This is a genomic window from Nocardia sp. NPDC004260, assembly GCF_053603155.1.
The window spans coordinates 140,741-166,664 of record NZ_JBSGEZ010000004.1 but is presented as its reverse complement, the minus strand read 5'-3'; the positions used below and the strand labels follow the sequence as shown (position 1 = coordinate 166,664).

Sequence of the window (25,924 nt, the reverse complement as noted above, 5' to 3'; positions counted from 1 at the left end):
CCCCCGGGGACGCCGTCTCATTTCAGTCCTCGCAGGACAAGCAACAAAAGCGTTCCCCGGAGGTCCCAGCCATGAACGAAGGTAGTGCTATCAGCGACATCCTGCTGCTCGATACCGATGTCGAGACCTCCTTGCGGAGCGCGGTGCGTGACCTGCTCACCACCCGATGCGACCCGTCCGCCGTCGCGCGGGCCTACGACGGCGATCGGACACTGACTCGGACGCTATGGACATCGGTCAGGGACGACCTCGGGCTCGCGGGTCTCCTCATCCCCGAGGACCGCGGCGGAGCGGGCGGTACAGCTCGTGACGCCGCCGTCGTCCTCGAGGAGTTCGGGCGGTTCGTCGCACCGATCCCATTTCTCACCAGCAGCGTCATCGCCGCGACCGTCCTGCTCGCGGGCGACTCCACGCTGGTCGGTCGACTCGGCGACGGTAGTTGCACCGCAGCGCTGCTGACGCCGTTCTCCACTGCGCTCGCGACGCACATCCCGACCTTGACGGCTGATGCGGAGGGCCGGCTGTCCGGACTGGTTACCAGCGTCGCCGGTGCGCTCGACGCCGATGTACTGCTGGCCGCCGTCGAGACGGCGAACGGCACGGAGGTGCACGCGCTGACGGCCGCCGCGGCGCAGATCAAGCCGGTGGTCTCCCTGGATATGACCCGCCCGCTGGCTGACGTCGCTGTCGACTCCGTGCCGGGCCGGGTCGTCGTCGCCGCCGAATCCGGTTGGGCAGCTATCCAATCCGGCTTGACAATCGGCGCCGCACTCCTCGCGTCCGAGCAAGCCGGAATCGCCGCCTGGTGCCTGGAGACAACCGTCGAGTATCTGAAGCTGCGACGCCAGTTCGGCCGGGTGGTCGGCGGATTCCAGGCGATCAAGCACCGCCTCGCCGACCTCTACGTCGAGGTCGAGTCGGCCTCGGCCGCCGCGCGGTATGCGGCGGGAACATACGCGGCCGACGACCCCGACAGCGTGATCGCCACCGCCGTCGCGGCGTCCTATTGCAGCGATATCGCGGTGCGGGCCGCCGAGGAGGCCATCCAATTACACGGCGGGATCGGCATGACCTGGGAGCACCCGGCACACCTGTACCTCAAACGCGCGAAGGCCGACCAGATAGGACTGGGAAGTCCCGGCCACCATCGGAGATTGCTGGCGGACCTCGTCGCGCTGCCCGCGTAAGAAAGCGGAATGCTCGGTTCCGGCCGACGACGCGGACTCGGCGCTCTCTGACCCGATCCGTTCGGCGCACAAAAGGAGACCACGTGACAACAACCCAGCAGGCGCGGCTCGCGAAACGGCCGCCGGGGCTGCCCGACGCGGGCGCTTCGGCAGGCGGTCCGACCTGGCTCGGCACGCTCGGGATGCCGGACATGACCGCCTATTCCGGTTTGCGCGAGGTCTGCGAACTCCGAGCCGGCGACACGGTGGTGGTCTCCGCGGCCGCAGGTGCTGTCGGCAGCATCGCCGGTCAGATCGCGAAGATCAAAGGTACGAGAGTGATCGGGATCGCGGGCGGCGCCGAGAAATGCCGGATGCTGACCGGCAAACTCGTGCTCGCTGCGTAGAGCCATACTGTCCAGGTGACCGACACAGAGGACCGATCGCGCGCGGACCAGACCCGAGCGCGGCTGCTCGACGCCGCGGTGGTGGCCTTCGCCGAACGCGGCTTCCACGGGTCGACCACCCGCGACATCACATCGATCGCCGGGGTGAGCACGGGGACGATCTACGTGTATCACCGTTCCAAGGAAGAATTGCTCTACCAGATCTCACGCGCCGGTCACCTGGACACCCTGGAGCACGTCCGCACTGCCATCGCTTCGGCACAAGACCCCGCCGAGCAACTGATCGCCGTGATGCGGGAGTTCACGATCCATCACGCCCGCGCCCACACCGTCGCCCGGATCATCAATTACGAACTCGCCGCACTGAGCCCGGAACATCAACAAGAGATCAAGGAAACCCGGCGTGCGATCGAGGGCGAGGTCCGGAGCTTGATCGAGCGCGGGGCGGCAGCCGGAGTGTTCGAGAACTCGAATACCCATATGGCCGCGACCGCTCTGCTCTCGCTGGGAATAGATATCGCGCGCTGGTACCACGAGGGTGGCTCCTGGTCACCGGAGGACATCGGCGACTATTACGCGGACCTCGCGCTGCGGATCGTGGGCGGTCGAAGGCCGAGCCCGCCGGAGTCCGCTCGATCGTGAAGATGTCAGGATGATCATGCGGAGCGACGCCGCGGAACTGCTCGCGAGGATCGCGGGCGAACTGAGCCGACATGCGCTCGGCTTGTCCGAACGTCTGACCGAGCAGATGCTCCACATCGAGCCGGAGCTGCGCGGCGACAGCCGGGTGGAGTCACTGCTGCGGGCCAGCGTCACCGGCAACGTCGTGATCGCGTTGCATATCTACGAGCTGGGGCTCGACATCGACGAGCTCGAGGCTCCCACGGAGGCATTGGAGTACGCCCGGCGCATGGCCCAGCGCGGCACTTCGATCGCCGCCTTGCTGCGGGCCTACCGCATCGGACAGCGACTGTTCAACGACCACATGCTCGGCGAACTCACCGCGGCGACCAACGACGTCGCCCTGATCACCTCCGCAGTGGCCGAGATGACCGACCGCTCGTTCGCCTATATCGATCGGGTCTCCCAACAAGTCGTGACCGCCTACCAGGACGAGCGGGACCGGTGGCTGCAGAACCAGATGGCCGTCCGTACCGCGAGGGTGCGCTCGATCCTGTCCGGACAGCGCGTCGACCCGGATGACAGCGAGCGCGCACTGGGATATCGGCTCGATCGAACCCACCTCGGCATGGTCATTTGGTCCGACGCGGGCGCGGATCAACTGCGCGCGGCCAAACAAGTGGCGACGGCCATCGCCGATCAGTTGTCCTGCCAAGGACCACCGCTGCTGATCCCGGCCGACGAATCGACCCTGTGGGCGTGGCTCCCGCAACCGGAACTGAATGTCGATCCCGCCACGGTGCGCACTCCGGAGCAGACATGGGTCGCGGTGGGCAGACCGGCCACCGGACTGGAAGGCTTCCGGCTGACCCATCGCCAGGCGACACAAGCGCAGGTGGTCGCGATGTCCGCACCGGCACCGCAGCGTGCGTCGATGTCGTGTTCGGCTCAGCTCGGGCCGATCGCGCTGATGTGCTCGGACCTCACCGCCACCCGGGCATGGATCAGCGAAATTCTCGGGTCGCTCGCGCGTGACGACGATGCCACGGCGCAGCTCCGCGAGACCGCGCGTGTCTTCCTGGAGACGAACGGCAGCTTCCAGACAACGGCAGAGCGGCTGGTGCTGCACCGCAACACCGTCCAGTACCGGATTCGCAAGGCGGAAGCGGTACTGGGACATTCGCTTCGGGAGCGACGACTGGACGTCGAGGTCGCCCTGCTGGCCTGCCGATGGCTGGGGTCGACTGTGCTGCAGCCCGTGGGGTGACCGAGATATCCCTCGTGCGCTGCGCACGATCCCTCCCGCTATCTTCATGCGCTCACAATATGGTCCAGGTCACATCACCTTCCTAACGTGGCGTTCACGCAAGTGAGCTGCCGAGTTAGCAAGGAGATCGACATGCACTTCGCTGCCCTCCCGGACATACGTGCCGGAGGCTTCCCCACCAACCCGTGTATTGCCGACGACAACTTGGGAAGTATCACCAACGCCGAGTTCCTCGACTTCGTGCGGAAGTACGCCGATCGGCTGTCGGAGGCGGGGATCGGTGTCGGCGATGTCGTGGCCGTGCGGTTGCCGAACCGGCTCGAATTGATCGTGACATTGTTCGCGGCTTGGCGGCTGGGTGCCGCGGCGACGCCGATCGACCCGTCGTCGACCGCGGCCGAAGCCGACTATCAGCTGGCCGATTCCCGCGCTCGCGTCCTTGTCTGCGCTGACGAACGCGAGTCCAGCGAGGCCGGTCAACCGCAGCGAATCGCGGTTGCGGAGCTGAATCGGCACGAAGGCCGCGGCGGCGCCGCGGAAGCGACCGAATTCTCGAACGACGCGCTCGCGTTGATCATCTACACCAGCGGTACCACCGGACGTCCGAAGGGCGTCGAGTTGACGCACGCGAACATCCTGGTGATGGCCGAGACGATGGTCGCGGGTATGCGGTTGACCGCCGAGGACCATAGCCTGCTGATCCTGCCGCTGTTCCACGTCAACGGCATCGTGGTCAGCGTGCTGTCGCCGCTGCTCGCCGGCGGCCGGGCCACCGTCGCGGGCCGGTTCTCGCCGCGGACCTTTTTCGACAGGGTCGAGGCGGCGCGGCCGACCTATTTCTCCGCGGTGCCAGCCATCTACGCCATGCTGTCGGCACTGCCGGCCGAGATCCGGCCCGACACCTCCTCGGTCCGGTTCGCGCTCTGCGGTGCGGCTCCGATGCCGGTCGAACTGCTCACCCGATTCGAAGAGCGCTACGGAATCCCGATCTACGAAGGCTATGGCCTGTCGGAGGGGACGTGCGCGAGCACGGGCAATCCACTCGACGGTGTCCGCAAACCCGGCACCGTCGGTCTCGCGCTGCCAGGGCAGGAGATCGCCATCGTCGACAGCGACGGCAATTTCCTCACCGCCGGATCGGTGGGCGAGGTCGTGATCAAAGGTCCGACCGTGATGCGGGGATATCTGGGCCGGCCGGAGGAGACGGCGAAGGTGATCGTCGACGGCTGGCTGCACACCGGAGACATCGGTCGCATGGACGCCGACGGCTACCTCACCCTGGTCGACCGCATCAAGGACATGATCATCCGCGGCGGAGAGAACATCTATCCCAAGGAGATCGAGTCCGCGATCTACACCCACCCACAGGTGCTCGAGGCCGCCGTGATCGGTCGACCGCACCCGGTCTACGGCGAAGTGCCCATCGCCTTCGTGTCCTATCGCGACGGTGCCGCGGTCGAGCCGGAAAAGATTCTCGAGCTACTGCGAAAGTCTTTGGCCGCCTACAAGCTTCCCGGGCTGATCGTGACCGTAGACGAGATCCCGAAGAACCCCGTCGGGAAGATCGACAAGCGGATTCTGCGCGGCCTCTCGGTCGATGCGACCCTCTGACCCCCTCCTTTCCCTCTCGAAAGACATCTGCCATGGGATTCACGAAACCAGACCTTCCGGACATCGACTACGCCGAATGGAAGACCCGTCCGCGCGGTGAACGGCTGCGCACCGTTGCCGAGCACTGGGTCGAACACGGCTTCGGCACGCCTCTTGCCGTCTACCTGCTCTACATCGTCAAATGCGCCTTGTACGTCCTCGGCGCGGGCGCGGTGATCTCCCTGACCCCCGGGCTCGGGGCGCTCACCGACATCAGCTCGTGGTGGACCGAGCCGATCGTCTACCAGAAACTCGTCGTCTGGACTCTGCTGTTCGAAATACTCGGGCTCGGATGCGGGTTCGGACCCCTCACCATGCGGTTCCTGCCGCCACTCGGCGGGCTGCTGTACTTCCTGCGTCCCGGCACCCTGCGGCTGCCGCCATGGCCGGGCAAGGTGCCGTTCACCCGTGGTGACGAGCGCGGAGTCATCGATGTCGCCCTGTACGCGGTCGTCCTCGGATCCGGAATCCAGGCGTTGCTCGCCTCCGGCCGCGGCGTTCCGCCGGTGGACGGCGGTCAGGTAGGCCTGCTCGATCCCATGGTCGTCGTCGCTCTGGTCATCGCCCTCTGCGTGCTCGGGCTGCGAGACAAGACGGTGTTTCTGGCCGCACGCCCCGAGCACTACCTGTTGATGCTGCTGATGTTCTTCGTCCCCTTCGCCGACATGGTGATCGGATTCAAGCTGGTCATGCTGGCACTGTGGTGGGGTGCGGCCACATCCAAGCTCAACCATCACTTCGGGCACGTGGTCGCCGTCATGATGAGCAACAGCCCCGTCATGCGACTCGGATGGCTCAAGCGCAAGATGTACCGCAACCCACCGCAGGACCTGCGGCCGTCACGTATCCCGGCTCTGCTGGCCCACGGCGGCACCGTCGTGGAATACCTGGTTCCCGCCTACCTCGTGTTCCTCGGCCACGGCGGCCCACTGACCTGGGCGGCGATCATCTTCATGGCCGTTTTCCACCTGCACATCATCTCCACCGTCCCGATGGGCGTGCCGCTGGAATGGAACATCTTCTTCATCTTCAGCCTGTTCTACCTGTTCGGACACTACGGCTACATCCACGTCCAGCAGCTTCGATCGCCGCTGGTACTCGCGATGATCCTCTTCTCCGCACTTGTCGTCGTCGTGGGACATATTCGGCCGCAATGGGTTTCGTTCCTGACATCGATGCGCTACTACGCAGGAAACTGGGCCACCAGCGCCTGGTGTTTCCGCGGGGACGCCGAACTGAAACTCGAGCAGCATGTCACCATGAGCGCCGCGCTGCCGGTCACCCAGTTGACCAAGCTGTACGGCCCCGAGATCGCCGACATCCTCATCCAGACCGGGCTCGGCTGGCGATCGATGCACACCCACGGCCGGGCGCTCAACGGCCTTATCGCACGGGCCGTCGACAACGCGGAGGACTACGCCGTCCGCGACGGAGAGATCGTCGCAGGCCCGCTGCTGGGCTGGAACTTCGGTGAAGGGCACTTGCACAACGAACAGCTGCTGGCAGCGCTGCAACGGCGCTGTCAGTTCGAAGAGGGCGAGCTTCGCATCGTCGTCCTCGAATCTCAGCCCATCCACCGGCAACGCCAGGCATACCGCATCATCGATGCCGGAACCGGGGTCATCGAGGAGGGCTACGTACTGGTCGAGGACATGCTTGCCCGCCAGCCGTGGCCGGAGCCGGGCGATCTGTTCCCGGTTCATCCTCTCCACCACGACGACACCCAGGATCTTTCCTCGGCGCGTGCGCGATGACCACGGCGATCGTGGTCGGCTCCGGGCCGAACGGACTGGCTGCCGCCGTGACGCTGGCCCGTCACGGGGTCGACGTCACCGTGCTCGAAGGTGCCGCCACCATCGGCGGCGGCACCCGCTCCGGCGAACTCACCCTCCCCGGTCTGCTGCACGACCACTGCGCCATGGCCCACCCCATGGCCGTCGGCTCACCGTTCTTCGCCGGAATCGACATGGCCCGCTACGGATTGGAATGGGCATGGCCGGACATCGACTGCGTTCACCCGCTCGACGACGGAACAGCGGCAGTGCTGTATCAATCCGTCGAAGAGACCGCGGCGGGCCTCGGGCCGGACGGGCCGATATGGCGCCGCCTGTTCGCCGGCCCCGCCGCTGGATACGAGCTGCTGGCGCAGGATGTCATGCAACCGCTCCTACGGATACCGTCACATCCGCTGCGGCTGGCCCGATTCGGCATCCCGACCCTGATCCCCGCCGCCGCGCTCGGACGGCTGTTCCGGACCGAGCGGGGACGGGCGTTGTTCGCCGGGAACATGGCGCACGGCTGGCAACCACAGCACCGAATCCTGTCCGCGGCGATCGGTCTCGGCATCACCACCGCGGGCCATCGCTACGGGTGGCCAGTCGCGGTGGGCGGCTCGCGCGCGATCACCGAAGCCATGGCGGCGGCGCTGAGAGATCTGGGCGGAAAGATCGAGACCGGCTTCTGGGTCGAGTCGCTCAACCGACTGCCGCCGGCCGACCTCGTGATGTTCGATCTTGCCCCGGCCGCTATCGCCGACATCGCCGGTGACCGGCTACCGTCGCGGATCGCCCGGGCCTACCGGCGCTTCCGGCACGGGCCCGCCGCCTACAAGATAAGCCTGGCCGTAGAGGGCGGCATTCCCTGGACCAGCCCGCACGCCAGGAAATCGGGAAGCCTGCACATCTGCGGCAGCGCAGCTGACGTGGTCCGCGCCGAACGCGCTGTGCATCGAGGTCGGCTTTCCGACCGACCGTTCATCATCGTCGGACAGCAGTACCTCGCCGACCCAACACGCTCACAAGGAAACGTGCACCCGGTCGATATGTATGCCCATGTGCCACAAGGATATTCGGAGGACATCACCGAAGTACTGCTCGATGCGGTCGAACGGTTCGCACCGGGGTTCCGAGACCGCGTCCTCGCCACCACCGTGGTAGGTCCCATCGACATGCAGGCCTACAATCCCAACTATGTGGCCGGAGACATCCTGACCGGCGACAAGAGCATCCGCCAGCTCGTCTTCGGCGGACCACGCATCACCAGGCGCCCCTATCATGTGGCGAACCGGATGTTCATCTGCTCGGCCGCCGTCCCGCCAGGGCCGGGAGCCCACGGGATGAGCGGATTCAATGCCGCGGTCGCGGCCCTGCGAGAATGCGCCGCCCCACCGAGGGAGCGATCCGCAGTGCCGCGCGGCGGGAACGGCCCGAACTCCCCAGATCATTGATCGCAGCTCGGGTCGCGTCGACCTGGGCGGCTACTGGGGCAAGCAAGGCCCCGACCTGCTCGACCACCACGATCCCATGTCGGTCGAGACCTGCGCCGGTCAACGCGACGACCCGACGCCCATCGAGCAGGCGCACCGAGCTCAGACCCGCCGCATCACCGACACGACCTTGCCGAGCACCACCGCTTCGTCACCATCGATCACCTCGTAGGCCGGATTGCGCGGCTCGAGATACACGTGACCGCTACGCCGCCGGTACACCTTCACCGTCGCTTCTCCGTCGATCATCGCCGCCACGATCTCCCCGGAATGCGCCTCGCGCTGCTGTCGCACCACCACGATGTCGCCGTCACAGATCGCCGCGTCGATCATCGAATCACCACGCACCCGCAACCCGAACACCGTGCCACGGCCGACCAACTCGCGCGGCAACGTCATCGTGTCGCCGGCATGCTCCTCGGCCAGGATCGGAGCGCCCGCCGCGATATCGCCGACCACCGGCACCGCCACCGAATCCTCCGCCGTCTCCCGCGGCACCGGAGCCCGCAAGAACATCCGCACGTCGATCGGACGCGACACCGTCCGGCTGCGGCGCAGAAAACCACGCTCCTCCAAGCTCTTCAGATGCTTGGACACCGACGACGCCGACCGCAGACCCACCGCGTCACCGATCTCGCGCGTATTCGGCGGATACCCGTACCGCAGAACCCAGTCCCGAATCGTGGCGAGAATCCGCTGCTGGCGCGGCGGCAACGTCGAGGTGTCGAGGTGCTCGAACGCGTCGAGCGGGTCGTATCCGGTCACCCGGGGAATGGTAGAGGCACGGACCGACACTACCGACCGGCCACCGCACCGGGCACGCCGAACAGCTCCTGATCGGGTTCGGGAACCCAGCAGGCGGCGGCGGTATCCCGGTTGTAGTTCTCCGCGACATGCTCGATCAAATGCCGCAATCCCGGATGCCGGTGACCCGCCGACCACAGCAGCGCCAGCGGATAGGCCGGAGTGGGATCGACGATCATCAGCCGCCGCACGTTCGGATGCCACGGCGTCTGCCCGCCGTCACCGGTGAAGGTCGCCAACGACGACGAATCCGCGATACGTTCGACGATTCCCGCCATATTTTCCAGCGGACCCCCGGTATCGATCGGAATCCCGCTGAACGCGCTGAGTTCTCGATAGAAATCGGCCCACTCCGACGGCACGGCCGCACCGGGCACCCACACCGGATGCCCCGCGATCTCCCGCAACCCGATCGTCGACCGCCCCGCGAACGGATGGTCCTTACCCACGAGCAGATACAGCGGCTCCAGATACGCCGGAGCCGCGACGATGTCACCGGGCAACGCCACCGGGCCGCCGTGCGCGCGGGCCAAGGCCGCGTCGACCAGACCGCCGCGCAGCGCCTCCCGCGACGTCGTGATCATGTTCGACATGACGATCTCGATCTCACAGCGCGGATGACGCGCGAGATAGAACTCCATCAACTCGGTCGCGGCCATACGCTTACCCAGAACCGCCACCCGCAACGGTCGCACCTGCTCGCGCACGGACCGCACCGCCGCCTCGGCGCCCACGAGCAGTGAACGCGCATGCGGCAACAGCCGAAGACCCGCGGCGGTCGGCGCGCTACCGCCGCGTCCACGCTCGAAAAGCTCCGCACCCAATTGCGATTCGAGTTTCGCGATGCGCTTGGAGACCGCCTGCTGGCTGATACCCAGCACAGCGGCGGCGTGACCGAACTGCTCCTCCTCCACCACAGCGACGAACGCCCGCAACGCCGCCAGATCCAGATCCATCATCACCTCCATCGACCAGGCAGCTTCGCCTTGCTCGGCGACCTCACAACGCTTCCGCGCCCGTCCTGTCCGGCGGGCGGATCACCTCCACCTCCGTGAGCGGGCCCGCATAACGCTCGATCTCCACCAGAGTGAGCTGCCCGGCGCACCCTTGGCTGAGCGTCGAGGACGGACGGTCGGCGATCAGCACGTTCGGATTACCGTGACGGCAGAACGCCGGATCCGCCGGCTCAGGGTCGTACCACGCGCCGGTGGACAACTGCGCGACACCGGCTCGCACCCCCTCGTCGACGACCAACCCCGCCAGGCAACTACCCCGATCGTTGAACACCCGCACGATCTCACCGGCACGCAGACCACGAGCCTCGGCGTCCGACGGATGCATCCGGATCGGTTCCCGCCCGGAGATCTTCACCGACTGGCTATAGGCGCCCACGTCCAGCTGACTGTGCAACTTCGTCCGCGGCTGGTTCGCCACCAACTGCACGGGGAACCGCTCCGCCGCCGCGCCACCGAGCCACTCCTCCGGCTCCAGCCACATCGGATGCGGCGGGCAATCGGCGTACCCGAAGCCATCGATCGTCGACGAAAAGATCTCGATCTTCCCGCTGGGCGTGCTCAGCGGGTACCGGTCCGGGTCTGCGCGAAAGTCCGCGGCAAGCACCTGCCGCGGGTCCGGCATCGGAAGCTCGAGTGCCTCGCCGGACCAGAACGCGTCGAAATCCGGAAACTCCTGTCCCGCACGCGAGTGCTCTACTCGCCACCGCTCGTACAGATGCCGCAGCCACTCCGCGACCGAACGTCCTTCGGTGAACTCCTTGCCGACCCCGAGCCGATCCGCCGCCTCGGCGAAGATCCGATAATCGTCGCGCGCCTCGGCAGGCGGGCGGGTCAGCGCTCGCATCGGAAAGAACGACCGGTCACCTTCCCCCGCGCCGTAGTCATCGCGCTCGATGGACATCGTCGACGGCAACACGATGTCCGCGTGCCGCGCGGTAGCCGTCCAGAACGCATCGTGCACCACCACCGTGTCCGGCCGTTCGAACGCCATTCGCAAACGGGCCAGATCCTGATGGTGATGGAACGGATTGCCGCCACACCAATACACCAACCGCACATCCGGATACACCAGATCCTGACCGTTGTACCGATAGGACGCACCCGGATTCAGCAGCATGTCCGCGATCCGCGCGACCGGGATGAAAGCATCAACACCATTGCGCCCCTGCGGAAGTCGCGGCACCGGCCGGCGCGCCGGTTCCCCGACGCCCGCGGCCGATCCGTAACCATGCCCGAACCCGCCGCCGGGGAGGCCGATCTGCCCCAGCATCGCCGCCAGCACCACACCCGCCCACAACGGCTGCTCACCATGTCGCGCTCGCTGCAGCGACCAACTCACCGTCACCAGCGTTCGGGCGGCGGCCATCTCGCGCGCCAGCATCCGGATACGCTCTGCCCCCACACCGGTGATCGCCGCCGCCCACTCCGGATCCTTGACGACTCCATCCACCGCGCCACGAAGATACGCCGCGAAACGCTCGTAGCCGACCGTGTACTCACGCAGAAACGTCGTGTCCGCCAAGCCTTCCGCGTCCAGCACCTGAGCCAGCGCAAGCATCATCGCCACGTCGGTGCCAGGCAGCGGCGCGATCCACTCGGCTTCGCTCTCCGGCGGGGTGTCGTCGCGCAACGGACTGATCGACACGAACCGGCAGCCCCGCTCCCGCGCCGCCGTGATCCAGCCCCGCACGTTGTGCCGGGAGACGCCACCAGGCGACACCGCCGCGTTCTTCGGTGACAGACCACCGAAGGCCACCACGAGTTCGGAGTGCTCGGCCAGTACCGTCTTCGCCGTCGCCTGCTGCGTCAACCAGCCGATGTCACCGATGACGTGCGGCAGGAAAACCGTCGAAGTGCCCAGACTGTAACTGTTCACGTGCCGGACGTAGCCGCCGAGACAGTTCAGGAAGCGGTGCAATTGACTCTGCGCGTGATGGAAGCGCCCCGCACTCGCCCAGCCGTACGAACCGCCATACACCGCCTCCGCCCCATACCGCCGGTACACCCGGCCGAGCTCGCCGGCCAGCAGGTCCAACGCCCGCTCCCACGACACCGGAACGAAAGCCTCCGAACCGCGCGGCCCCGGCCCCGGCCCGTTCTCCAGCCAACCCTGGCGGACATACGGCCGATCAATCCGGGTGGGGTGGTGCTGCGCAGAAGCGACGTTCCCGATCAACGGCATCGGCTCCGGATCACCACGCCACGGCCGGACCTCCGTCAGTCGTTCACCGTCGCTGTCCGCCTCGAACGCGCCCCAGTGGGTCAGATGCGTGGTCACCGCCCCACCGTAATCGGCCCCACCGACATCGCAGCGCCGCCCGTCTCCCCGCCAACGCCACCTCAGCCGGATTTACGGCGCAGCTCGAAGATCCGGAACACACGGCCGCCGGAGAGCTCGTACTCCATGGCGTAACCTGGCCAGAACTCGACCGCCAGATCCCAGAAGGGCTTGCGCTCCACACCGTCGATCTCACGCACCGCCACCAGGAACTGCTCACCCTCGTGCCGGACCGAGGCAGTCTGCGCGGCACGCAGATTCGCCGACCACGCCGGATGTTCGGAACTCCCCCAATTCGAGCCGAGGACGATGAAGTCCGCACCGTGCGGGACATACAGCAACGACGTGGTCCGCGGGATCCCCGTCTTCCGGCCCGGTACCGTGACCTCGATGGACGGCAACCCCGCCAGATCCAGGACACCCTTTCGCCCGCCGCTCACCCGCCGGATCACGCGCTCGAGCCGGAGCACGACCGGCGCCGACCGCATCACCCAGCGCTGCTGAGCGAGCCGTCGCGCCACGCGCGGCAACGGATTAGACACCAATTCAGGACACCTCTCCGTAGCGGACTCGCAGGCTGGCAGGCGCTCTACAACAGATCTAACACCTCGTACCGACATCTATGCACAGTTGGCCTCTCGGTCTTCGATATCCATTGCGAAGTTTCTGTTGCGGTGCAGGTTTCGAATTGCATCCGTTTCTACGCAATCCCGCTGGTCACCGCACCGGACGAGGTCGCTGGTGATCCCCCGGCCCGGCCTGGCTGCGCCGATCCAGTTGGAGCCCGAACAGGCCGAACGTGATCTTGGATCGGCTCGTCCTAGGCGGAGTTGTGCGTGCGCGATCGCATGGTGGTTGTGGAGGTGTTCCATGGTTCTGAAGTCAAGGAAAAACATAGTTCAATGCGAATATCTACGTATCAACATGTTAGTTGTAGCGATGTTAGTTGTTGCGGCTCCGCCACATCGCCCTCCACGCAGTTCCGTACCGCGCAAGTCCTCGAAGCGCAGCCCACTCCCCGACTTTCGAGAAAACGGACAAGCGACCAGTTACCCTGTCCCCCGTGCCGCCCTCCCCCACCCCGGTTCGAGCACCCGGGGTCGACGAGGGCCAGCCCTTTCGGAACAGGAGTTCGATGCGTTCACACCGCCGCCATGTCTCTGCCGCCTTGGTGGCCGTCGCCGCGGTACTGCTCGGAGGCGTCGCTCCAGCAGCCGCCCGCACCGAGCCGCTCGCCGCGGTCACCCCGATGGGCCCGGATTTCCTTTGGGGCGTCGCCTCGTCGGGATATCAATCGGAAGGCCATGCCCCGGACAGCAACTGGTCCCGCTACGTCGCGTCCGGGAAAACGACTGACCCCTATCGGGATTCGATCGACTTCTACGCGCGCTACCGCTCGGACATCGCCCTTGCGGCCGATCTGGGCGTGAAGGTGTATCGCATCGGCGTCGAGTGGGCACGCCTCCAGCCCGAGCCGGGCAAGTGGGACCTCGAGGGCCTGAAGTTCTACGACGACGTCGTCGCCGCGATCACGGCTGCCGGCATGCGTCCCATGATCACCATCGACCACTGGGTCTACCCGGGCTGGGCGGTCGACCGCGGGGGCTGGAACAACCCGGACCTCGTCGAGGATTGGCTGGCCAACGCACGAGCGGTCGTCGATCGCTACGCCCCGTTCCAGCCGTTGTGGGTGACGTTCAACGAGCCGACCTTCTACCTGCTGAACGAACTGCGCCACGGCGGACTGCCGCCCGCGGCCGCGCCCGCGATGCAAGACCGGATCGCCCAGGCGCACAACAGCATCTACGACTACATCCACCGGGTACAGCCGGGCGCCATGGTGACCAGCAATGTCGCCTACATCCCTGGCGGTGAGGATGTGGTGAACAAACCGCTGGTGGACAGGATCGACACAAAGCTCGACTACATCGGCATCGACTACTACTACGGCCTCTCCCCCGACAGCCTCACCTTTACGGCGAGTTTCACGGAGTTGTGGAAGAACCCGCTGCAGCCCGAAGGCATCTACTACGCGCTGCAACACTATGCGCGTCAGTTCCCCGGTAAGCCGCTCTACATAGTCGAGAACGGAATGCCCACCGAGAACGGCCTGCCCCGCGCGGACGGATACAGCCGCGCCGACTCACTCCGCGACACCGTCTACTGGCTCCAGCGAGCCAAGGCCGACGGCATGAACTTGATCGGTTACAACTATTGGAGTCTGACCGACAATTACGAGTGGGGCTCCTACACACCACGTTTCGGCCTCTACACCGTCGACGTCCTCACCGATCCGGCCCTCACGCGCAAGCCGACGGACGCGGTGGCCGCATACACCGACATCACCCGGACCGGCGGCGTCGCGCCCGGTTACCGGCCGACCCGTGCGCCGAAGGATTGTTCCTTGGTCGACGTGCCCGCCAGCTGTTCCGACCCGGTCACCGTCCCGCGGTGACACTTCGGGGTACACCATCGAGTGGAGGTGGACGATGACCGACGATCCCATCGCGATGCTGCGGCGCTGGGCCGATTCCGGCGGAATCTGGCGGGTCGCCGGACGCAGGCCCGGTTCGGTCACCGTCGCCCTCTACCAGTGCACGGGCGGAGAGGAGGTCGACCGGCTGGTCTCCTCCGATCCCGAGTTGATCAGCTATCTCGGTGAGCGAACCAGCAGCGAGGACTGAACCGCTCAGCTCATGACCGATCCGGTCGCCCCCGCCCACAGCCGCTCCAGCACGCGCGCGGCCGGTTCCACGGAGGTGATCATGCCGACCCCCTGCCCCGCGTCGATCGGCGCGGCGGCGGGATCGTCAGCGGCGAGCGCCGCGGTGAGAGCGCGCTTGGCCGCCGCGTCCATGGCGAGTTCTTCTTCTCGCCCGGTCCACCGGTCGGTGAACCCGGTGCGCAGCACCCGCGCGGGAAACCTGGCGGGCCAAGGCAATTCCATTCCGACGTCGTACGCGCGGGTGAGCACCGTGTCGTCGCCGCGTGCCTCGATCAGAGCGCGACGGCCCGCATCCGACAGTAGCGATTCCGAGGAGGCCGCCAGGCAGGTGCCGAGCCATGCGCCACTGGCCCCGGCGCGCAGCACAGCGGCGAGATCCCCCGGTGCGCCGATGCCGCCCGCCGCGAGCACCGGGACCGTTACCGCGTCCAGCACCTCTTCCAGGAGCGGCAGCAGCGACGCGTTCACGGCGCCGTGCCCGCCACCCTCCACCCCGCGGGCCACGAGGACGCCGACACCGGCGGCTTGCGCACGTCGCGCGTCCTGCCCGCTGTACACCTGAGTGGCCGGGACGATCCCTTCGTCCGCGACTCGGGCGGCCCAGCCCAAGTCGTTCCCGAAGCTCACCGAGATCAGTGCGGGACGCGCCTCGATCGCGACCTCGAGCAGTCGCGGCTCCTCGGCAACCACCCAATCGACCAGACCGATGCCGAACGGGCCGTCGATGCCGCGCACGTGCGGCAATTCCCGCTCCAGCGCCCGGACCGATCCGGCACTGCCCATCCCGATCATCCCGAGCCCACCGGCCGCGGTCACCGCCGCGGCGAGCCGTCCGCCCGCCACACCCCCCATCGGCGCATTGACCAGTGGAATGCGCGCACCCATCCGGTGCGCCCATGCGATCGCGTCGTGTGCGGGGAACTGTTCGCCGGGCGTCGTCACGAGTTCCATCGCAGCACACCGTGCCATGAACAGTGCCGGGCCGCCCTGTCACCGCGGGTGGTCACCCGCGGTGACCGAGCATGTCCAGCAGTCCGTCGAGCTGGAGTTCGAACAACTCGTCGCGGTCGGCGAAAGTGTTGGTGCCGTACATGTCGAAGACGTCCGCGCTCACCGCCCCGAACAGGCCGACCCAGAACGTCACGCCGCGGACGACCAGCCAGTCGGGCATCTCGAGCGGGAACTCGTCCCGGATCAGCGCGAAGCTGCCCGCGAGAGGCGCGGAGATCCGCGGCTCCTTACCGGGCGCGGCGAGCCGGCCGGCACGATGGGCCTGAGCGAACAAGGTCAGCAGCGCGACGATCACCCGGGTGCCCGGCGCGGTGGTCTCGGTGGCGGGTGCGTCGTAGCCGGGAACCGGCGTACCGAACAGCAACCCGTAGCGAGCGGGTTCGGCCAGTGCCCATCGCCGCACCGTGCGGCCCAGAACCCGCAGCCCGTCGATCGGATCGTCTCCTGCCTCGGCCAGCGCCTCGTCGACCGCGTCGCCGAGGGCGTTGTAGCCGTCCACGACGAGCAGGGTCAGCAGTTCGTCGCGACTGCGGACATACCGGTAGACCGCCGAGGAGACCACGCCGAGGTCACGCGCGACCGCGCGCAGCGACAAGGCGGCGGCGCCTTCGGTCGCCAGGTGTTCGCGCCCGATCCGGACGATGTCGTTCATGGTCTGGGCCCTGGCGCGGGCGCGGGGTGTCGTCGGCATAACAGAAACGATGCGCGCATCTGAGAGCGTTGTCAACTATTGAGAGCATCGCTCTTTAACCGGGGCGGGCAACCACCGGCACCGCAGATTACCGGAGTGATCGGCTGGTTCCAGCCGACTTGCGAACCGTTACTTACCCGGGAGTAGTGTTAGCCGAGTCACTGGCGACACGATCGAGGAGTTCCACATGGACCAGCGGACGACGGATTTCGACGTGCTGATCGTCGGTTCCGGGTTCGGCGGCAGCGTCACCGCGCTTCGGCTGGTGGAGAAGGGGTACAAGGTCGGCGTACTGGAGGCGGGCCGGCGCTTCGCCGACGACGAACTGCCCAAGACCAGCTGGGAGCTGAAGAAGTTCCTCTGGGCGCCCGCACTCGGCTGCTACGGAATCCAGCGCATCCATCCGCTGCGCAACGTCCTCATCCTCGGCGGCGCGGGCGTCGGGGGTGGTTCGCTGAATTACGCGAACACCTTGTACGTGCCGCCGGAGCCGTTCTTCCGCGACCCGCAGTGGCGTGACATCACCGACTGGCGCGACGAGCTCACCCCGTACTACGAGCGGGCGCAGCAGATGCTCGGCGTGGTGCGGAATCCGCACATGACGCCCGCCGACGAGGTCTTCAAGGCCGTCGCCGACGACATGGGTGTCGGTGACACCTTCGTGCAGACGCCGGTCGGCGTGTTCTTCGGCGAGCCGGGCAAGACCGTGCCCGACCCCTACTTCGGCGGCGTCGGGCCGGAGCGCACCGGGTGCGTCGAATGCGGCGACTGCATGGTGGGCTGCAAGTACGGCGCGAAGAACACGCTCGTGAAGAACTACCTCTACCTGGCCGAGCAGGCGGGCGCCGAAGTCATCCCGATGACGACGGTCACCGAGCTGCGTCCGCATCCAGATGGCACGTGGGACGTGTCCACCGTTCGTACCGGCGCCTGGATTCGCAAGCAACCTCGCACGCTCACCGCCGCGCACGTCGTGCTCGCGGCGGGCACGCGCGGTACCCAGAAGCTGCTGTTCGCCATGCGCGACAGGGGCGTGCTGCCGGACCTGTCCGATCGGCTCGGCGTGCTCACGCGCACCAACTCGGAGTCGATCGTGGGCGCCGCGACCAAGCAGGTGCGCCCCGGCACCGACTTCACCAAGGGCGTCGCGATCACCTCGTCCATTCATCCCACTCCCGACACCCACATCGAGCCGGTCCGCTACGGCAAGGGATCCAACTCGATGGGGCTGCTCCAGACGCTCATGGTCGACGGCGGTGGCCGGATCCCGCGCTGGCTGCGCTTCCTCGGCCTGGTGCTGCGGCACCCGATGAATCTGCTCAGCTTCTTGAGCACGAAGAACTGGAGTGAGCGGACCATCATCTCGCTGGTCATGCAGCACTTGGACAATTCGATCACCACCTACACCAAACGCGGCCTGTTCGGCCGCAAGCTGACCAGCAAACAGGGCCACGGCGAACCCAATCCGACCTGGATCCCGGTGGGCAACGACGTCACCAGGCGGGTCGCGGAGAAGATCGGCGGCATCGCGGGCGGTAGCTGGGGGGAGATCTTCAACATCCCGCTCACGGCCCATTTTCTGGGGGGCGCGGCGATCGGGGCCGACGCCGAGCACGGCGTGATCGACGGCTACCACCGCGTGTACGGCTACCCGACGCTCAGCGTCGTCGACGGGGCGGCGGTCTCGGCGAACCTGGGCGTCAACCCGTCGCTGACGATCACCGCGCAGGCCGAGCGGGCGGCGGCGTACTGGCCGAACAAGGGCGAGGTGGACGCCCGCCCACCGGTGGGCACGGGATACCGGCGTATCGCTCCCATCGCACCGGTGAATCCGGCGGTTCCGGCGACTTCGCCCGCGGCGCTGGTGCTTCCGATCGTGGAGATCCGGGAGACGCCCGCCGCCGGATAGGTCCGCCGCCGGTCTGATCTGCCGGAATTCGACGGCGGCGGGCGAGTGCGGGGCCCGTCGCCGCGAAAGCCAGAATCGACCGCGCAGCAATCTCACCTCAACTAGCCTTTATCTGGTCTTTTGTCGCTGCGACAGCCAGGAGGCGATCCGTGAGCACACCGCGGCACACGTTGCTCGGCCCCGCGGCGATGGCGACGGCCCTCATACTCGCGATAGCGGGGTGCGGCGGCGACGGAGCGGACTCAACGCGAGCGGGAGCACCGTCCAGTTCCGCGGTGCTGCCCAACCGGATCGCCGGTGTGCCGATACCGGACGGCCGGATCGACGATGCCGTGGGCGAGCTGGACCGGCTCGCAGAAGACCTGTTCGCCTCCTCCGGGGTTCCCGGCATGGCGGTCGCCGTCGTTCACGGCGGAAAGGTCGTGTACAGCAAGGGATTCGGCGTTCGCAACATCGTCACCGACGAGAAGGTCGACCCGGATACGGTCTTCCAGCTGGCGTCGTTGTCCAAGCCGGTCGGGGCCACGGTCGTCGCCCGCCGGATCGCCGCGGGAGGCGTCGAATGGGACACTCCGGTGCACCGGCTGCTGCCGTCCTTCGCCCTCGCCGATCCCTACGTCACCGAGCACGTCACGATCGGCGATCTGTATGCGCACCGCTCCGGACTGCCCGATCACGCGGGCGACCTACTGGAGGATCTCGGCTACGACCGCGGCCAAATTCTCGACCGGCTTCGGCTGTTGCCGCTGGGCGCGTTCCGCGATTCCTACGAGTACACCAATTTCGGGCTGACCGCGGCGGCCGTCGCCGTTGCCACCGCGGCGGGAACTGATTGGGAGACGTTGTCCGCACAGACCATCTACGGTCCGCTCGGCATGAATTCGACCAGTTCCCGCTACACCGACTTCGTGTCCCGCGCGAACCGCGCGGAGGGGCACGTGCTGATCGAGGGGAAATACGAGCTGGCGAACCCGCAGCGCCAACCGGACGCGCAGTCCCCGGCGGGAGGGGTCAGCTCCTCGGTGACCGACATGGCCAAATGGATGACGATGGTGCTCGCCGACGGCTCTGCCGGAGGCTCGGTCCTGGTGCCATCGGAGGATCTGCTGCCCGCCATCTCTCCGCAAGCCGTGTCGGCTCCACCGAAAATGCCCGACGCACGAGCCGGGTTCTACGGATTCGGCTTCAATGTGAGTGATTCCGCCGCGGGCCGCGTCGTGCTCGGTCACTCGGGAGCGTTCGGCCTCGGGGCGGCCACCGCGTTCACCCTGATCCCCTCGGCCGACGTCGGCATCGTGACGCTCACCAACGCGGCCCCGATCGGCGTGCCGGAGACGCTGAACGCGGAGTTCGCCGACCTGGTGCAGTTCGGGGAGGTCCAGCAGGACTGGCGCACTCTGTATCGAACGGCGTTCCAGCCACTCGGAGCACCGGCGGGGGCGCTGGCGGGCAAACAGCCGCCCGCCGACCCAGCGCCCGCGCGACCGGCGGCGGCATACGCGGGTACCTACGACAACGCCTACTACGGACCGGCGACGATCAGCGCCACCGATCAATTCCTCACGCTCACCCTGGGCCCGAACAACATGACCTTCCCCTTGAGGCACTGGAACGGTGACACTTTCGTCTTCACGCCTCCCGGCGAGAACGCCCCGCACGGCTCGGTCTCCCAGGCGACCTTCGACGGCGACAAACTCACCCTCGAGTACTACGACATCGAACACCTCGGCGTGTTCACCCGACGGTAACGGTCGCGCCCGCCCCGACCGCGATCCCGGGCTCCGGCGCACGGCCCGTAGCCGGTCGCGGACGCCGTCCATCCATTTCCCGGGGGTTTGCCGGCCACCGTTGCGGGAAGTCGCTGAATGCAGGAGAGGAAGGCAGCGATGACCGAACCGAACGAGACATACGACCCGCCGCAGGACACCGGCCCGCCCGACGCGGTCGAGACCGATGCGGCGGCCCTCAGCAGCGCCGAGGATCTGGACGAGGATCGGCTGCGTTCCGACCCGCTCGAGGCCGGAATGGACCCACCGGAGCACTGGACCGGCGTCACGAAGTACGGCGTAACGCCGTGGGAGCAATCTCATCCCCGACCGATCGGAGACCGGCTCGCCGAGGAGGAGCCCGACACCGATGCCGAAGTCGTGGAGACCGAGGCCACCGGACACGAGAACTACCGAAAGCTCAAGGACATCAGCGACGACTGCGACCCGGTACTCGCCGAGCACCGCTACGAGGAGGAAATCGGTGTTGCGGCCGACGTCGCAGGCGGTTCGGTGGGTGACGACATCCGGCACCCGCACCCGCCCGAATGAACGGAAGCATGCCCATCTGATCGGTGTGCGCCGCCGTGGCCCTGCGGCCCGCCACCCGCCGCATATCGCGCGATCGCTTCCGGCGCGGCAGGCGGGGCCGGGCCTGGATATCATTCGTCCGGGAGCCACACCAGGCAGAACGTATGCCCCACCGGGTCGGCATAAACACGGAACGCTCCATCGGTTTCGTCCTGCACGAGTGTCGCGCCCAACGCGAGCGCCGCGGGCTCGGCTTGCTCGATATCGTCCACCAGGACGTCGAAATGTACTTGCTGTGACCCCTCGGGATCCGGGAAGCGTGGGGGCTGGTAGTCGGGCGCCGTCTGGAATGCGATGCGCCGACCCGATGCCTCGACCAGCACCACCCAGTCGTCGTCATCGTCCTCGAGCAGATCTCCCCCGAGCAACTCTTGGTAGAACCTGGCGAGTTTGCGCGGCTGAGGGCAATCCAGCACGACGCTACGCAATTGTCCGACCCCATTGTTCGATGCCATACTCCGACCTCCTGACCTATGCCATTCGTCGTTGCCTACCCGCGCCGCTCGGCGGCAAACGAGGGCGGCACGCCCGAGCCCGCACCCGTCGCCGCTGCGATGGAACACACGGGCCGAAGGCAGGCCGGGCCCAACGCAACGGCCCGCCCGGCGCTACGAATCACGCCGGACGGGCCGCTTCCCCGTTCGCTATGCGACGCCGCCACGTCACACAGCTTGATCATGGTAAGCGCCCACGCCTGGCATATCCGGCAGCCACGCCGGATCATCCGATGTCCGATCGATGCGACACCGTCGTGCATGCGGGTCATTCGCCATGCGAGGCTCGCCAGAGCGTGTGTTCGCGGCTGATCGCTTCCTCGGCGTCGGATACGGCGTCGGCCCAAGCGGCTTCGGTGTCGTTCTGTTCCAGGACCTCGGCGACGATGCTCAATTCATTCGAGGCGACGGCATAGGCGGCGGCGCCGGTACTGTGCTGACGAGCCGACGACCAGGCGGCCAGGCCCGCCACCCCCGCCGCGAAAATGCCTGCGAGATCGAAGTTCACCGCGTTGAACGCCTTCGCCAGCGCTCCCGCGACACCCGCGACCTCGAAAAAGAGTGCCAGCGTGCCGAATAACTGAGACCTGCGCTGGTGGTATCCGGATTTCCCCGCATACCACCGTTGCTGTTCCCGGATGCGGTCGTTCAAGTAGATGCGGCGCCGTTCGTCGAACGGCGCGGAGCGCAGCCGCCGCATGCGATCGGTGATGGCCGGGGCGGTGGTCGGCCGCAACGCCAGCGCCGAGATATCCTGACGCAGCAGCATGAGTCGCTCGATCAACATCCGATCGGCCTCGGCCGGAGACAGCGTCCCGACGAACGGCGCACCCTGTACCGCGTACTTCCAGCTCAAGGTCTTCACTGACTCGGCGAGCGCGCGACCCTCGTACCAGGACTTACCCGGACGTCCGCGCAGAACGCCCACATCGACCGCGAGGATTCCGACAAAGGCCATCGCCGTGAGGATGGCCGCGATATCGGTGCCCGAAGCGCCGACGCGTATGGTGAATGCCGCGCACGTCGCCGCCACCACGGCCAGCCAGAGCCGAGCTCCATAGGCGCGGAGATAGAATTTCTGGCCGTACAGCGACGCCGTGTCCGCGGACTGGAACAGCCCCGGGTAGTCGTCAGCCTGCCGCACGGGCCGCGGGACGCGTTCGAACCGACATGGCCGAAGCGTAACAGGCGACAGGTCGGTATCGAATCCTTTTGCGCTGCTTTCGAATTACGAGTCTTCCATCGCCGATCGCCATTCCGGACCACGCACTCGCGACATCAACCACGGACCTGCAGATCCGCCATCAGATACCGGGTTGCGGCCCGATGACCGTCGGTCACGGCGATCCGGGCCGTCCGCGGGGTGGTGCCGGAATTCGGTGAGCGGCTGTCCATTAGCGACCAGTGATAGAGCACCTGCGCTTTCAGGAACGCCCGGTCACTCTGCTTGTCACAGAGGAAGATGACTTTGGCAATGGGAAAGCGGTCGACCACACATTGCAACTCGAATCGCGTTCCCGCCTTCGCCGGCACGTATCCGGCGAGGTCGAGCACGACGTAGTCGACCCGGGACAGCAGTGTGTCCACCGCCGCCTGCCAGAAGCTGACGTGGCAGAGGATCGAGCGAACGGGATAGCTGCCCGCGGGGTCGCGGACCTCGACCGCCAGATCGGTCACCCCGAGCAGCCGCCTTCGTCCGGGTGGCAACGGTTCGGCCGACTGTTTCGCCAGTTCTTCGCGCAGCATGCGCGGTGACGCCACGAACATGGTGCGGAAGGCATTGCGCCTTCGCACGTCTCGCACCTCCTCCGGACTCACCGACGCGGCGCTGCGCAGGAGATGCACATACCCGAACTCGCGCCACGCGCCGCGCAGGAAGTCCCGGGCGCGCGCCCGATTGTCGAACAGGCGGAGATAGGCGATCTGTACCGGCTTCGCGCCGATCACATTCGACCGCGGCGAGACCTCGCGAAGATCTCCCCGGCCCCGCGGCGGGGTGGTGAACCGCACGGTGAGCGCCGGAATCTCGCTCGCGCGAGCCCAAGTCGGGTCCGGGCCGATCGGGCTGATCCGGGCGCTGTAGGCGGGGTCTTTCGACCACTTCTCGACCGTCCGGCTCGCATTCCACCGCCGCCATCGCAGCGCGACCGATGCCAGCAGTACCGCCGCCGACAGGACCATCAGGCCGAGGACGACAGGCTCCAGTTCCGGCGCCGGACGTTGCGTTCCGTCGGGTTCCTCCACGGTCACCCCGTAGACCAGGACCAAGACGAACAGCGCGACCGGCACCACGCCCCAGAACAACCGTCGGCTCGCGGCCGCACCGTGACTTCGGACCTCCTGCACCGTGGCCATGTGCGTGTCCAGCGGCGGCACCAGCATGGCGATCTGATCGGGATCACGGTCCACGCGTCGCCGCAGCGATCGCGCTCGCAACCCCTGCGATGCGTCGGTGACGGCCTCCGCACCGGCGGCAATCGCCCCCACCCCCAGCACGGCCAGCGGAAACAGGACCAGCTGCCGCCACGTCGACACGTCGACCGCGGGCACCCAGGCCGCCAGCAACTGCGGCCCGCGAGCCCAGACCACGACAACAGCCGCCACCGCCGCCACGAATCGAACGGCGTTTCCACCCGCCGACCGCAGCGACGCGGTCTCCTCGCCCCGGACGCGAGCGTACAACTCGCCGCCGCTCATTCCGCTGACCACCGCTGGCGTACCGTCCCGCCCCTGTGCCGACGAACACTGGCATACCGATGGCTACGCATGTCGCGCCGGCGATATCGCCGTGCACGTCAGCCGCTTTCACCGGCGAGCACCAGTATGGACCGGAACCGGTGAGGGCACATCGGTTATCGGCAGGCCTATATGACGCGGACCGGCGCGGATTTCGGGAAGACGACCGGCAAGGCCATCAGTGCCCGGTGGAACGGTCCCGGCCGCCATTGCAGTTCGGCCTCGGCCTTGCCCAACTGGATTTCCGGCAGAGCGTCGAACAGTTGGTCGATGGCATTCTGCACCGTCATGTAGGCGACGGATTTCGCCGGGCACGCGTGCGGACCCGCACTCCACGCCAGATGGGAACGATTGCCGATACGACTGCCACCGGGCTCGTCGGTCCCACGAATCTGGGGATCGTTGTTGCACCCGGCGAGGCTGATGACCACCGGCTGGTCCGCGGGCAACCAGACCCCGTCGACCATGATCGGCTGCCGCGGGTAGGTCGTGCAGAAGTTCGCCATCGGCGGGTCGTTGAACAAGACCTCGTCGAGCGCGTCGGTGGTGGACAGGTTCCGTCCGAGGACGTCACCGAAGCGGAACCGGTCGTCGGTGATCATCAGCAGCACCGCGTTGGTGATCAGATTGCGTTGCGCCTCGAATCCGGCCCCGTAGAAGCTCATCAGCTGGGCGAAGATCTCGATGTCGTCGAGTTCGGTCGAGTGGTGCGCCAACCGCGAGGTGACGTCGTCGCCGGGATGTTGGCGCTTGAGCCGGATCAGCTGCATCAGCGCATCCTTGAGCATCTTCATGCCCTCGGGCCCCCGCACCGTGTCGAAGCGCGCGGCCATACCGGTGGCGACCCGCTCGCCGATCTCGGCCGGGCAGCCGACCATCTGGTTGAGGACCTCCAGGACCAGCGGAAACGCGTACTGGGTGACCAGATCGGCGGATCCGTCCGCGCAGAAGGCATTGATCAACGGGACGGCGATCTGTTCGACCGTGGTAGGCACGTCGAACAAATCGATCCCGTCGATGGCATCGACGGAAGCATGCCGGTAGCGATCGTGGGCGAGTCCGGTGCTGTACCGTGCCGCCGGATACCACTCCATCATCGGCCGCACCGGAGAATCGTCGGGAATGGTCTTCTGCCAGGTGCGCGGATCGGCCGGGAAATGGTCAGGATCGCTGAGGATGCGCACCGCGGTCTGGTAGCCGATCACCAGGGTGGCGGGAACGCCGGGCGCCAGCTCGATCGGAACCAGCGAGCCGTGCTTGCTCCGCATCTCGCGATAGGCATGGTGCGGGTCGGTGACGAACTCTTTCGTATACATCTGGACGCGCGGGGCGTCCGCTTCCGTCAAGGGTCCGTGCTGGACGGGGCACGCTCCGGTTCCAGTGGTGTGCGGCGCGGCCATCGGGGACTGTGGTGTGGTCAAGAACGTGACTCCAGGTAATGGAACAGCAATTCGACGAAAGTGATCTGTGAGCGGGTACACGTGCCTGCCGAGACCTGTCGTCCAGAACTCGGCGACCCGCATACGC

At 66.9% G+C, this 25,924-nt stretch carries 21 protein-coding genes and 1 pseudogene; 12 read left to right on the top strand and 10 right to left on the bottom strand.

The window, feature by feature from the left end; genetic code table 11:
- Positions 1–71: 71 nt before the first annotated feature.
- From ACWEO7_RS05015 to ACWEO7_RS04985, 7 genes and pseudogenes are all read left to right on the top strand, one after another.
- Positions 72–1,187 carry an acyl-CoA dehydrogenase family protein gene (locus ACWEO7_RS05015; protein ID WP_452420871.1) on the top strand — a complete coding sequence of 372 codons (1,116 nt, stop codon included), beginning with the start codon at positions 72–74 and terminating at the stop codon, positions 1,185–1,187.
- A 149-nt stretch (positions 1,188–1,336) separates the two neighbouring features.
- Positions 1,337–1,558, top strand: a pseudogene (locus tag ACWEO7_RS05010) (NADP-dependent oxidoreductase); the annotation flags it as partial.
- 30 nt (positions 1,559–1,588) lie between these two features.
- Complete coding sequence (locus ACWEO7_RS05005) at positions 1,589–2,215, top strand: TetR family transcriptional regulator (RefSeq protein WP_452420869.1); 627 nt, start codon at positions 1,589–1,591, stop codon at positions 2,213–2,215.
- 10 nt (positions 2,216–2,225) lie between these two features.
- Positions 2,226–3,461 carry a PucR family transcriptional regulator gene (locus tag ACWEO7_RS05000; RefSeq protein ID WP_452420867.1) on the top strand — a complete coding sequence of 412 codons (1,236 nt, stop codon included), beginning with the start codon at positions 2,226–2,228 and terminating at the stop codon, positions 3,459–3,461.
- A 132-nt stretch (positions 3,462–3,593) separates the two neighbouring features.
- A complete protein-coding gene (locus tag ACWEO7_RS04995) occupies positions 3,594–5,072 on the top strand; it encodes a class I adenylate-forming enzyme family protein (RefSeq protein WP_452420866.1) in 1,479 nt (492 codons plus the stop codon).
- Between the two features lie 32 nt (positions 5,073–5,104).
- Positions 5,105–6,865 carry a DUF3556 domain-containing protein gene (locus tag ACWEO7_RS04990; protein ID WP_452420864.1) on the top strand — a complete coding sequence of 587 codons (1,761 nt, stop codon included), beginning with the start codon at positions 5,105–5,107 and terminating at the stop codon, positions 6,863–6,865.
- On the top strand, positions 6,862–8,337 hold the full coding sequence (locus ACWEO7_RS04985) for a phytoene desaturase family protein (protein WP_452420862.1): 1,476 nt from the start codon (positions 6,862–6,864) through the stop codon (positions 8,335–8,337). The genes ACWEO7_RS04990 and ACWEO7_RS04985 overlap by 4 nt, the downstream gene beginning before the upstream one ends.
- A gap of 141 nt (positions 8,338–8,478) precedes the next feature.
- Here the strand turns inward: ACWEO7_RS04985 and lexA are convergent, their stop codons facing one another.
- From lexA to ACWEO7_RS04965, 4 genes are all read right to left on the bottom strand, one after another.
- A complete protein-coding gene (lexA, locus tag ACWEO7_RS04980) occupies positions 8,479–9,141 on the bottom strand; it encodes a transcriptional repressor LexA (protein WP_452420860.1) in 663 nt (220 codons plus the stop codon).
- Between the two features lie 29 nt (positions 9,142–9,170).
- Entirely contained in the window at positions 9,171–10,148 is a 978-nt protein-coding gene (locus ACWEO7_RS04975; protein ID WP_452420858.1) for a LysR family transcriptional regulator, read from the bottom strand.
- A gap of 31 nt (positions 10,149–10,179) precedes the next feature.
- Positions 10,180–12,474 carry a molybdopterin-dependent oxidoreductase gene (locus ACWEO7_RS04970; protein ID WP_452420856.1) on the bottom strand — a complete coding sequence of 765 codons (2,295 nt, stop codon included), beginning with the start codon at positions 12,472–12,474 and terminating at the stop codon, positions 10,180–10,182.
- 62 nt (positions 12,475–12,536) lie between these two features.
- Positions 12,537–13,016, bottom strand: coding sequence for a nitroreductase family deazaflavin-dependent oxidoreductase (locus tag ACWEO7_RS04965; RefSeq protein WP_450022212.1), 480 nt, complete (start codon positions 13,014–13,016; stop codon positions 12,537–12,539).
- Positions 13,017–13,609: 593 nt separating this feature from the next.
- Here ACWEO7_RS04965 and ACWEO7_RS04960 point away from each other — a divergent pair.
- Positions 13,610–14,929, top strand: coding sequence for a family 1 glycosylhydrolase (locus ACWEO7_RS04960; RefSeq protein ID WP_452420855.1), 1,320 nt, complete (start codon positions 13,610–13,612; stop codon positions 14,927–14,929).
- A 34-nt stretch (positions 14,930–14,963) separates the two neighbouring features.
- Positions 14,964–15,158, top strand: coding sequence for a hypothetical protein (locus ACWEO7_RS04955; RefSeq protein ID WP_452420854.1), 195 nt, complete (start codon positions 14,964–14,966; stop codon positions 15,156–15,158).
- A gap of 5 nt (positions 15,159–15,163) precedes the next feature.
- On the opposite strand, the gene ACWEO7_RS04950 is transcribed toward ACWEO7_RS04955, so the two are convergent.
- Entirely contained in the window at positions 15,164–16,150 is a 987-nt protein-coding gene (locus tag ACWEO7_RS04950; protein WP_452420852.1) for an NAD(P)H-dependent flavin oxidoreductase, read from the bottom strand.
- Between the two features lie 52 nt (positions 16,151–16,202).
- Entirely contained in the window at positions 16,203–16,901 is a 699-nt protein-coding gene (locus tag ACWEO7_RS04945) for a TetR/AcrR family transcriptional regulator (RefSeq protein ID WP_452420850.1), read from the bottom strand.
- A 187-nt stretch (positions 16,902–17,088) separates the two neighbouring features.
- Between ACWEO7_RS04945 and ACWEO7_RS04940 the strand changes: the two genes are divergently transcribed.
- The 3 genes from ACWEO7_RS04940 to ACWEO7_RS04930 all read left to right on the top strand — a co-directional run bounded on the left by ACWEO7_RS04940 (position 17,089) and on the right by ACWEO7_RS04930 (position 21,128).
- Complete coding sequence (locus ACWEO7_RS04940) at positions 17,089–18,810, top strand: GMC oxidoreductase (RefSeq protein WP_452420848.1); 1,722 nt, start codon at positions 17,089–17,091, stop codon at positions 18,808–18,810.
- A 188-nt stretch (positions 18,811–18,998) separates the two neighbouring features.
- Entirely contained in the window at positions 18,999–20,558 is a 1,560-nt protein-coding gene (locus ACWEO7_RS04935) for a serine hydrolase (RefSeq protein ID WP_452420884.1), read from the top strand.
- Positions 20,559–20,696: 138 nt separating this feature from the next.
- The gene (locus tag ACWEO7_RS04930; protein WP_452420846.1) at positions 20,697–21,128 is read left to right on the top strand and encodes a hypothetical protein; all 432 of its coding nucleotides are present in this window, start codon (positions 20,697–20,699) and stop codon (positions 21,126–21,128) included.
- Positions 21,129–21,238: 110 nt separating this feature from the next.
- Here ACWEO7_RS04930 and ACWEO7_RS04925 read toward each other — a convergent pair whose 3' ends face one another.
- The 4 genes from ACWEO7_RS04925 to ACWEO7_RS04910 form a co-directional block, all read right to left on the bottom strand.
- Complete coding sequence (locus ACWEO7_RS04925; RefSeq protein WP_452420845.1) at positions 21,239–21,622, bottom strand: VOC family protein; 384 nt, start codon at positions 21,620–21,622, stop codon at positions 21,239–21,241.
- Between the two features lie 307 nt (positions 21,623–21,929).
- Positions 21,930–22,805, bottom strand: a complete 876-nt coding sequence (locus ACWEO7_RS04920; RefSeq protein WP_452420843.1) for a DUF4231 domain-containing protein — start codon at positions 22,803–22,805, stop codon at positions 21,930–21,932.
- A 134-nt stretch (positions 22,806–22,939) separates the two neighbouring features.
- Positions 22,940–24,358, bottom strand: a complete 1,419-nt coding sequence (locus ACWEO7_RS04915) for a hypothetical protein (RefSeq protein WP_452420842.1) — start codon at positions 24,356–24,358, stop codon at positions 22,940–22,942.
- Between the two features lie 167 nt (positions 24,359–24,525).
- Positions 24,526–25,797, bottom strand: coding sequence for a cytochrome P450 (locus ACWEO7_RS04910; RefSeq protein WP_452420883.1), 1,272 nt, complete (start codon positions 25,795–25,797; stop codon positions 24,526–24,528).
- Positions 25,798–25,924 lie beyond the last annotated feature (127 nt).

What these genes read in the sequence shown, in the direction of transcription:
- ACWEO7_RS05015 (WP_452420871.1), top strand. Translation starts at nt 72, where the DNA reads ATGAACGAAGGTAGTGCTATCAGCGACATCCTGCTGCTCGATACCGAT.
- ACWEO7_RS05000 (WP_452420867.1), top strand. Translation starts at nt 2,226, where the DNA reads ATGATCATGCGGAGCGACGCCGCGGAACTGCTCGCGAGGATCGCGGGC.
- ACWEO7_RS04995 (WP_452420866.1), top strand. Translation starts at nt 3,594, where the DNA reads ATGCACTTCGCTGCCCTCCCGGACATACGTGCCGGAGGCTTCCCCACC.
- ACWEO7_RS04990 (WP_452420864.1), top strand. Translation starts at nt 5,105, where the DNA reads ATGGGATTCACGAAACCAGACCTTCCGGACATCGACTACGCCGAATGG.
- ACWEO7_RS04985 (WP_452420862.1), top strand. Translation starts at nt 6,862, where the DNA reads ATGACCACGGCGATCGTGGTCGGCTCCGGGCCGAACGGACTGGCTGCC.
- ACWEO7_RS04975 (WP_452420858.1), bottom strand. Translation starts at nt 10,148, where the DNA reads ATGGAGGTGATGATGGATCTGGATCTGGCGGCGTTGCGGGCGTTCGTC.
- ACWEO7_RS04960 (WP_452420855.1), top strand. Translation starts at nt 13,610, where the DNA reads ATGCGTTCACACCGCCGCCATGTCTCTGCCGCCTTGGTGGCCGTCGCC.
- ACWEO7_RS04955 (WP_452420854.1), top strand. Translation starts at nt 14,964, where the DNA reads ATGACCGACGATCCCATCGCGATGCTGCGGCGCTGGGCCGATTCCGGC.
- ACWEO7_RS04950 (WP_452420852.1), bottom strand. Translation starts at nt 16,150, where the DNA reads ATGGAACTCGTGACGACGCCCGGCGAACAGTTCCCCGCACACGACGCG.
- ACWEO7_RS04945 (WP_452420850.1), bottom strand. Translation starts at nt 16,901, where the DNA reads ATGCCGACGACACCCCGCGCCCGCGCCAGGGCCCAGACCATGAACGAC.
- ACWEO7_RS04940 (WP_452420848.1), top strand. Translation starts at nt 17,089, where the DNA reads ATGGACCAGCGGACGACGGATTTCGACGTGCTGATCGTCGGTTCCGGG.
- ACWEO7_RS04935 (WP_452420884.1), top strand. Translation starts at nt 18,999, where the DNA reads ATGGCGACGGCCCTCATACTCGCGATAGCGGGGTGCGGCGGCGACGGA.
- ACWEO7_RS04930 (WP_452420846.1), top strand. Translation starts at nt 20,697, where the DNA reads ATGACCGAACCGAACGAGACATACGACCCGCCGCAGGACACCGGCCCG.
- ACWEO7_RS04925 (WP_452420845.1), bottom strand. Translation starts at nt 21,622, where the DNA reads ATGGCATCGAACAATGGGGTCGGACAATTGCGTAGCGTCGTGCTGGAT.
- ACWEO7_RS04915 (WP_452420842.1), bottom strand. Translation starts at nt 24,358, where the DNA reads ATGAGCGGCGGCGAGTTGTACGCTCGCGTCCGGGGCGAGGAGACCGCG.
- ACWEO7_RS04910 (WP_452420883.1), bottom strand. Translation starts at nt 25,797, where the DNA reads ATGGCCGCGCCGCACACCACTGGAACCGGAGCGTGCCCCGTCCAGCAC.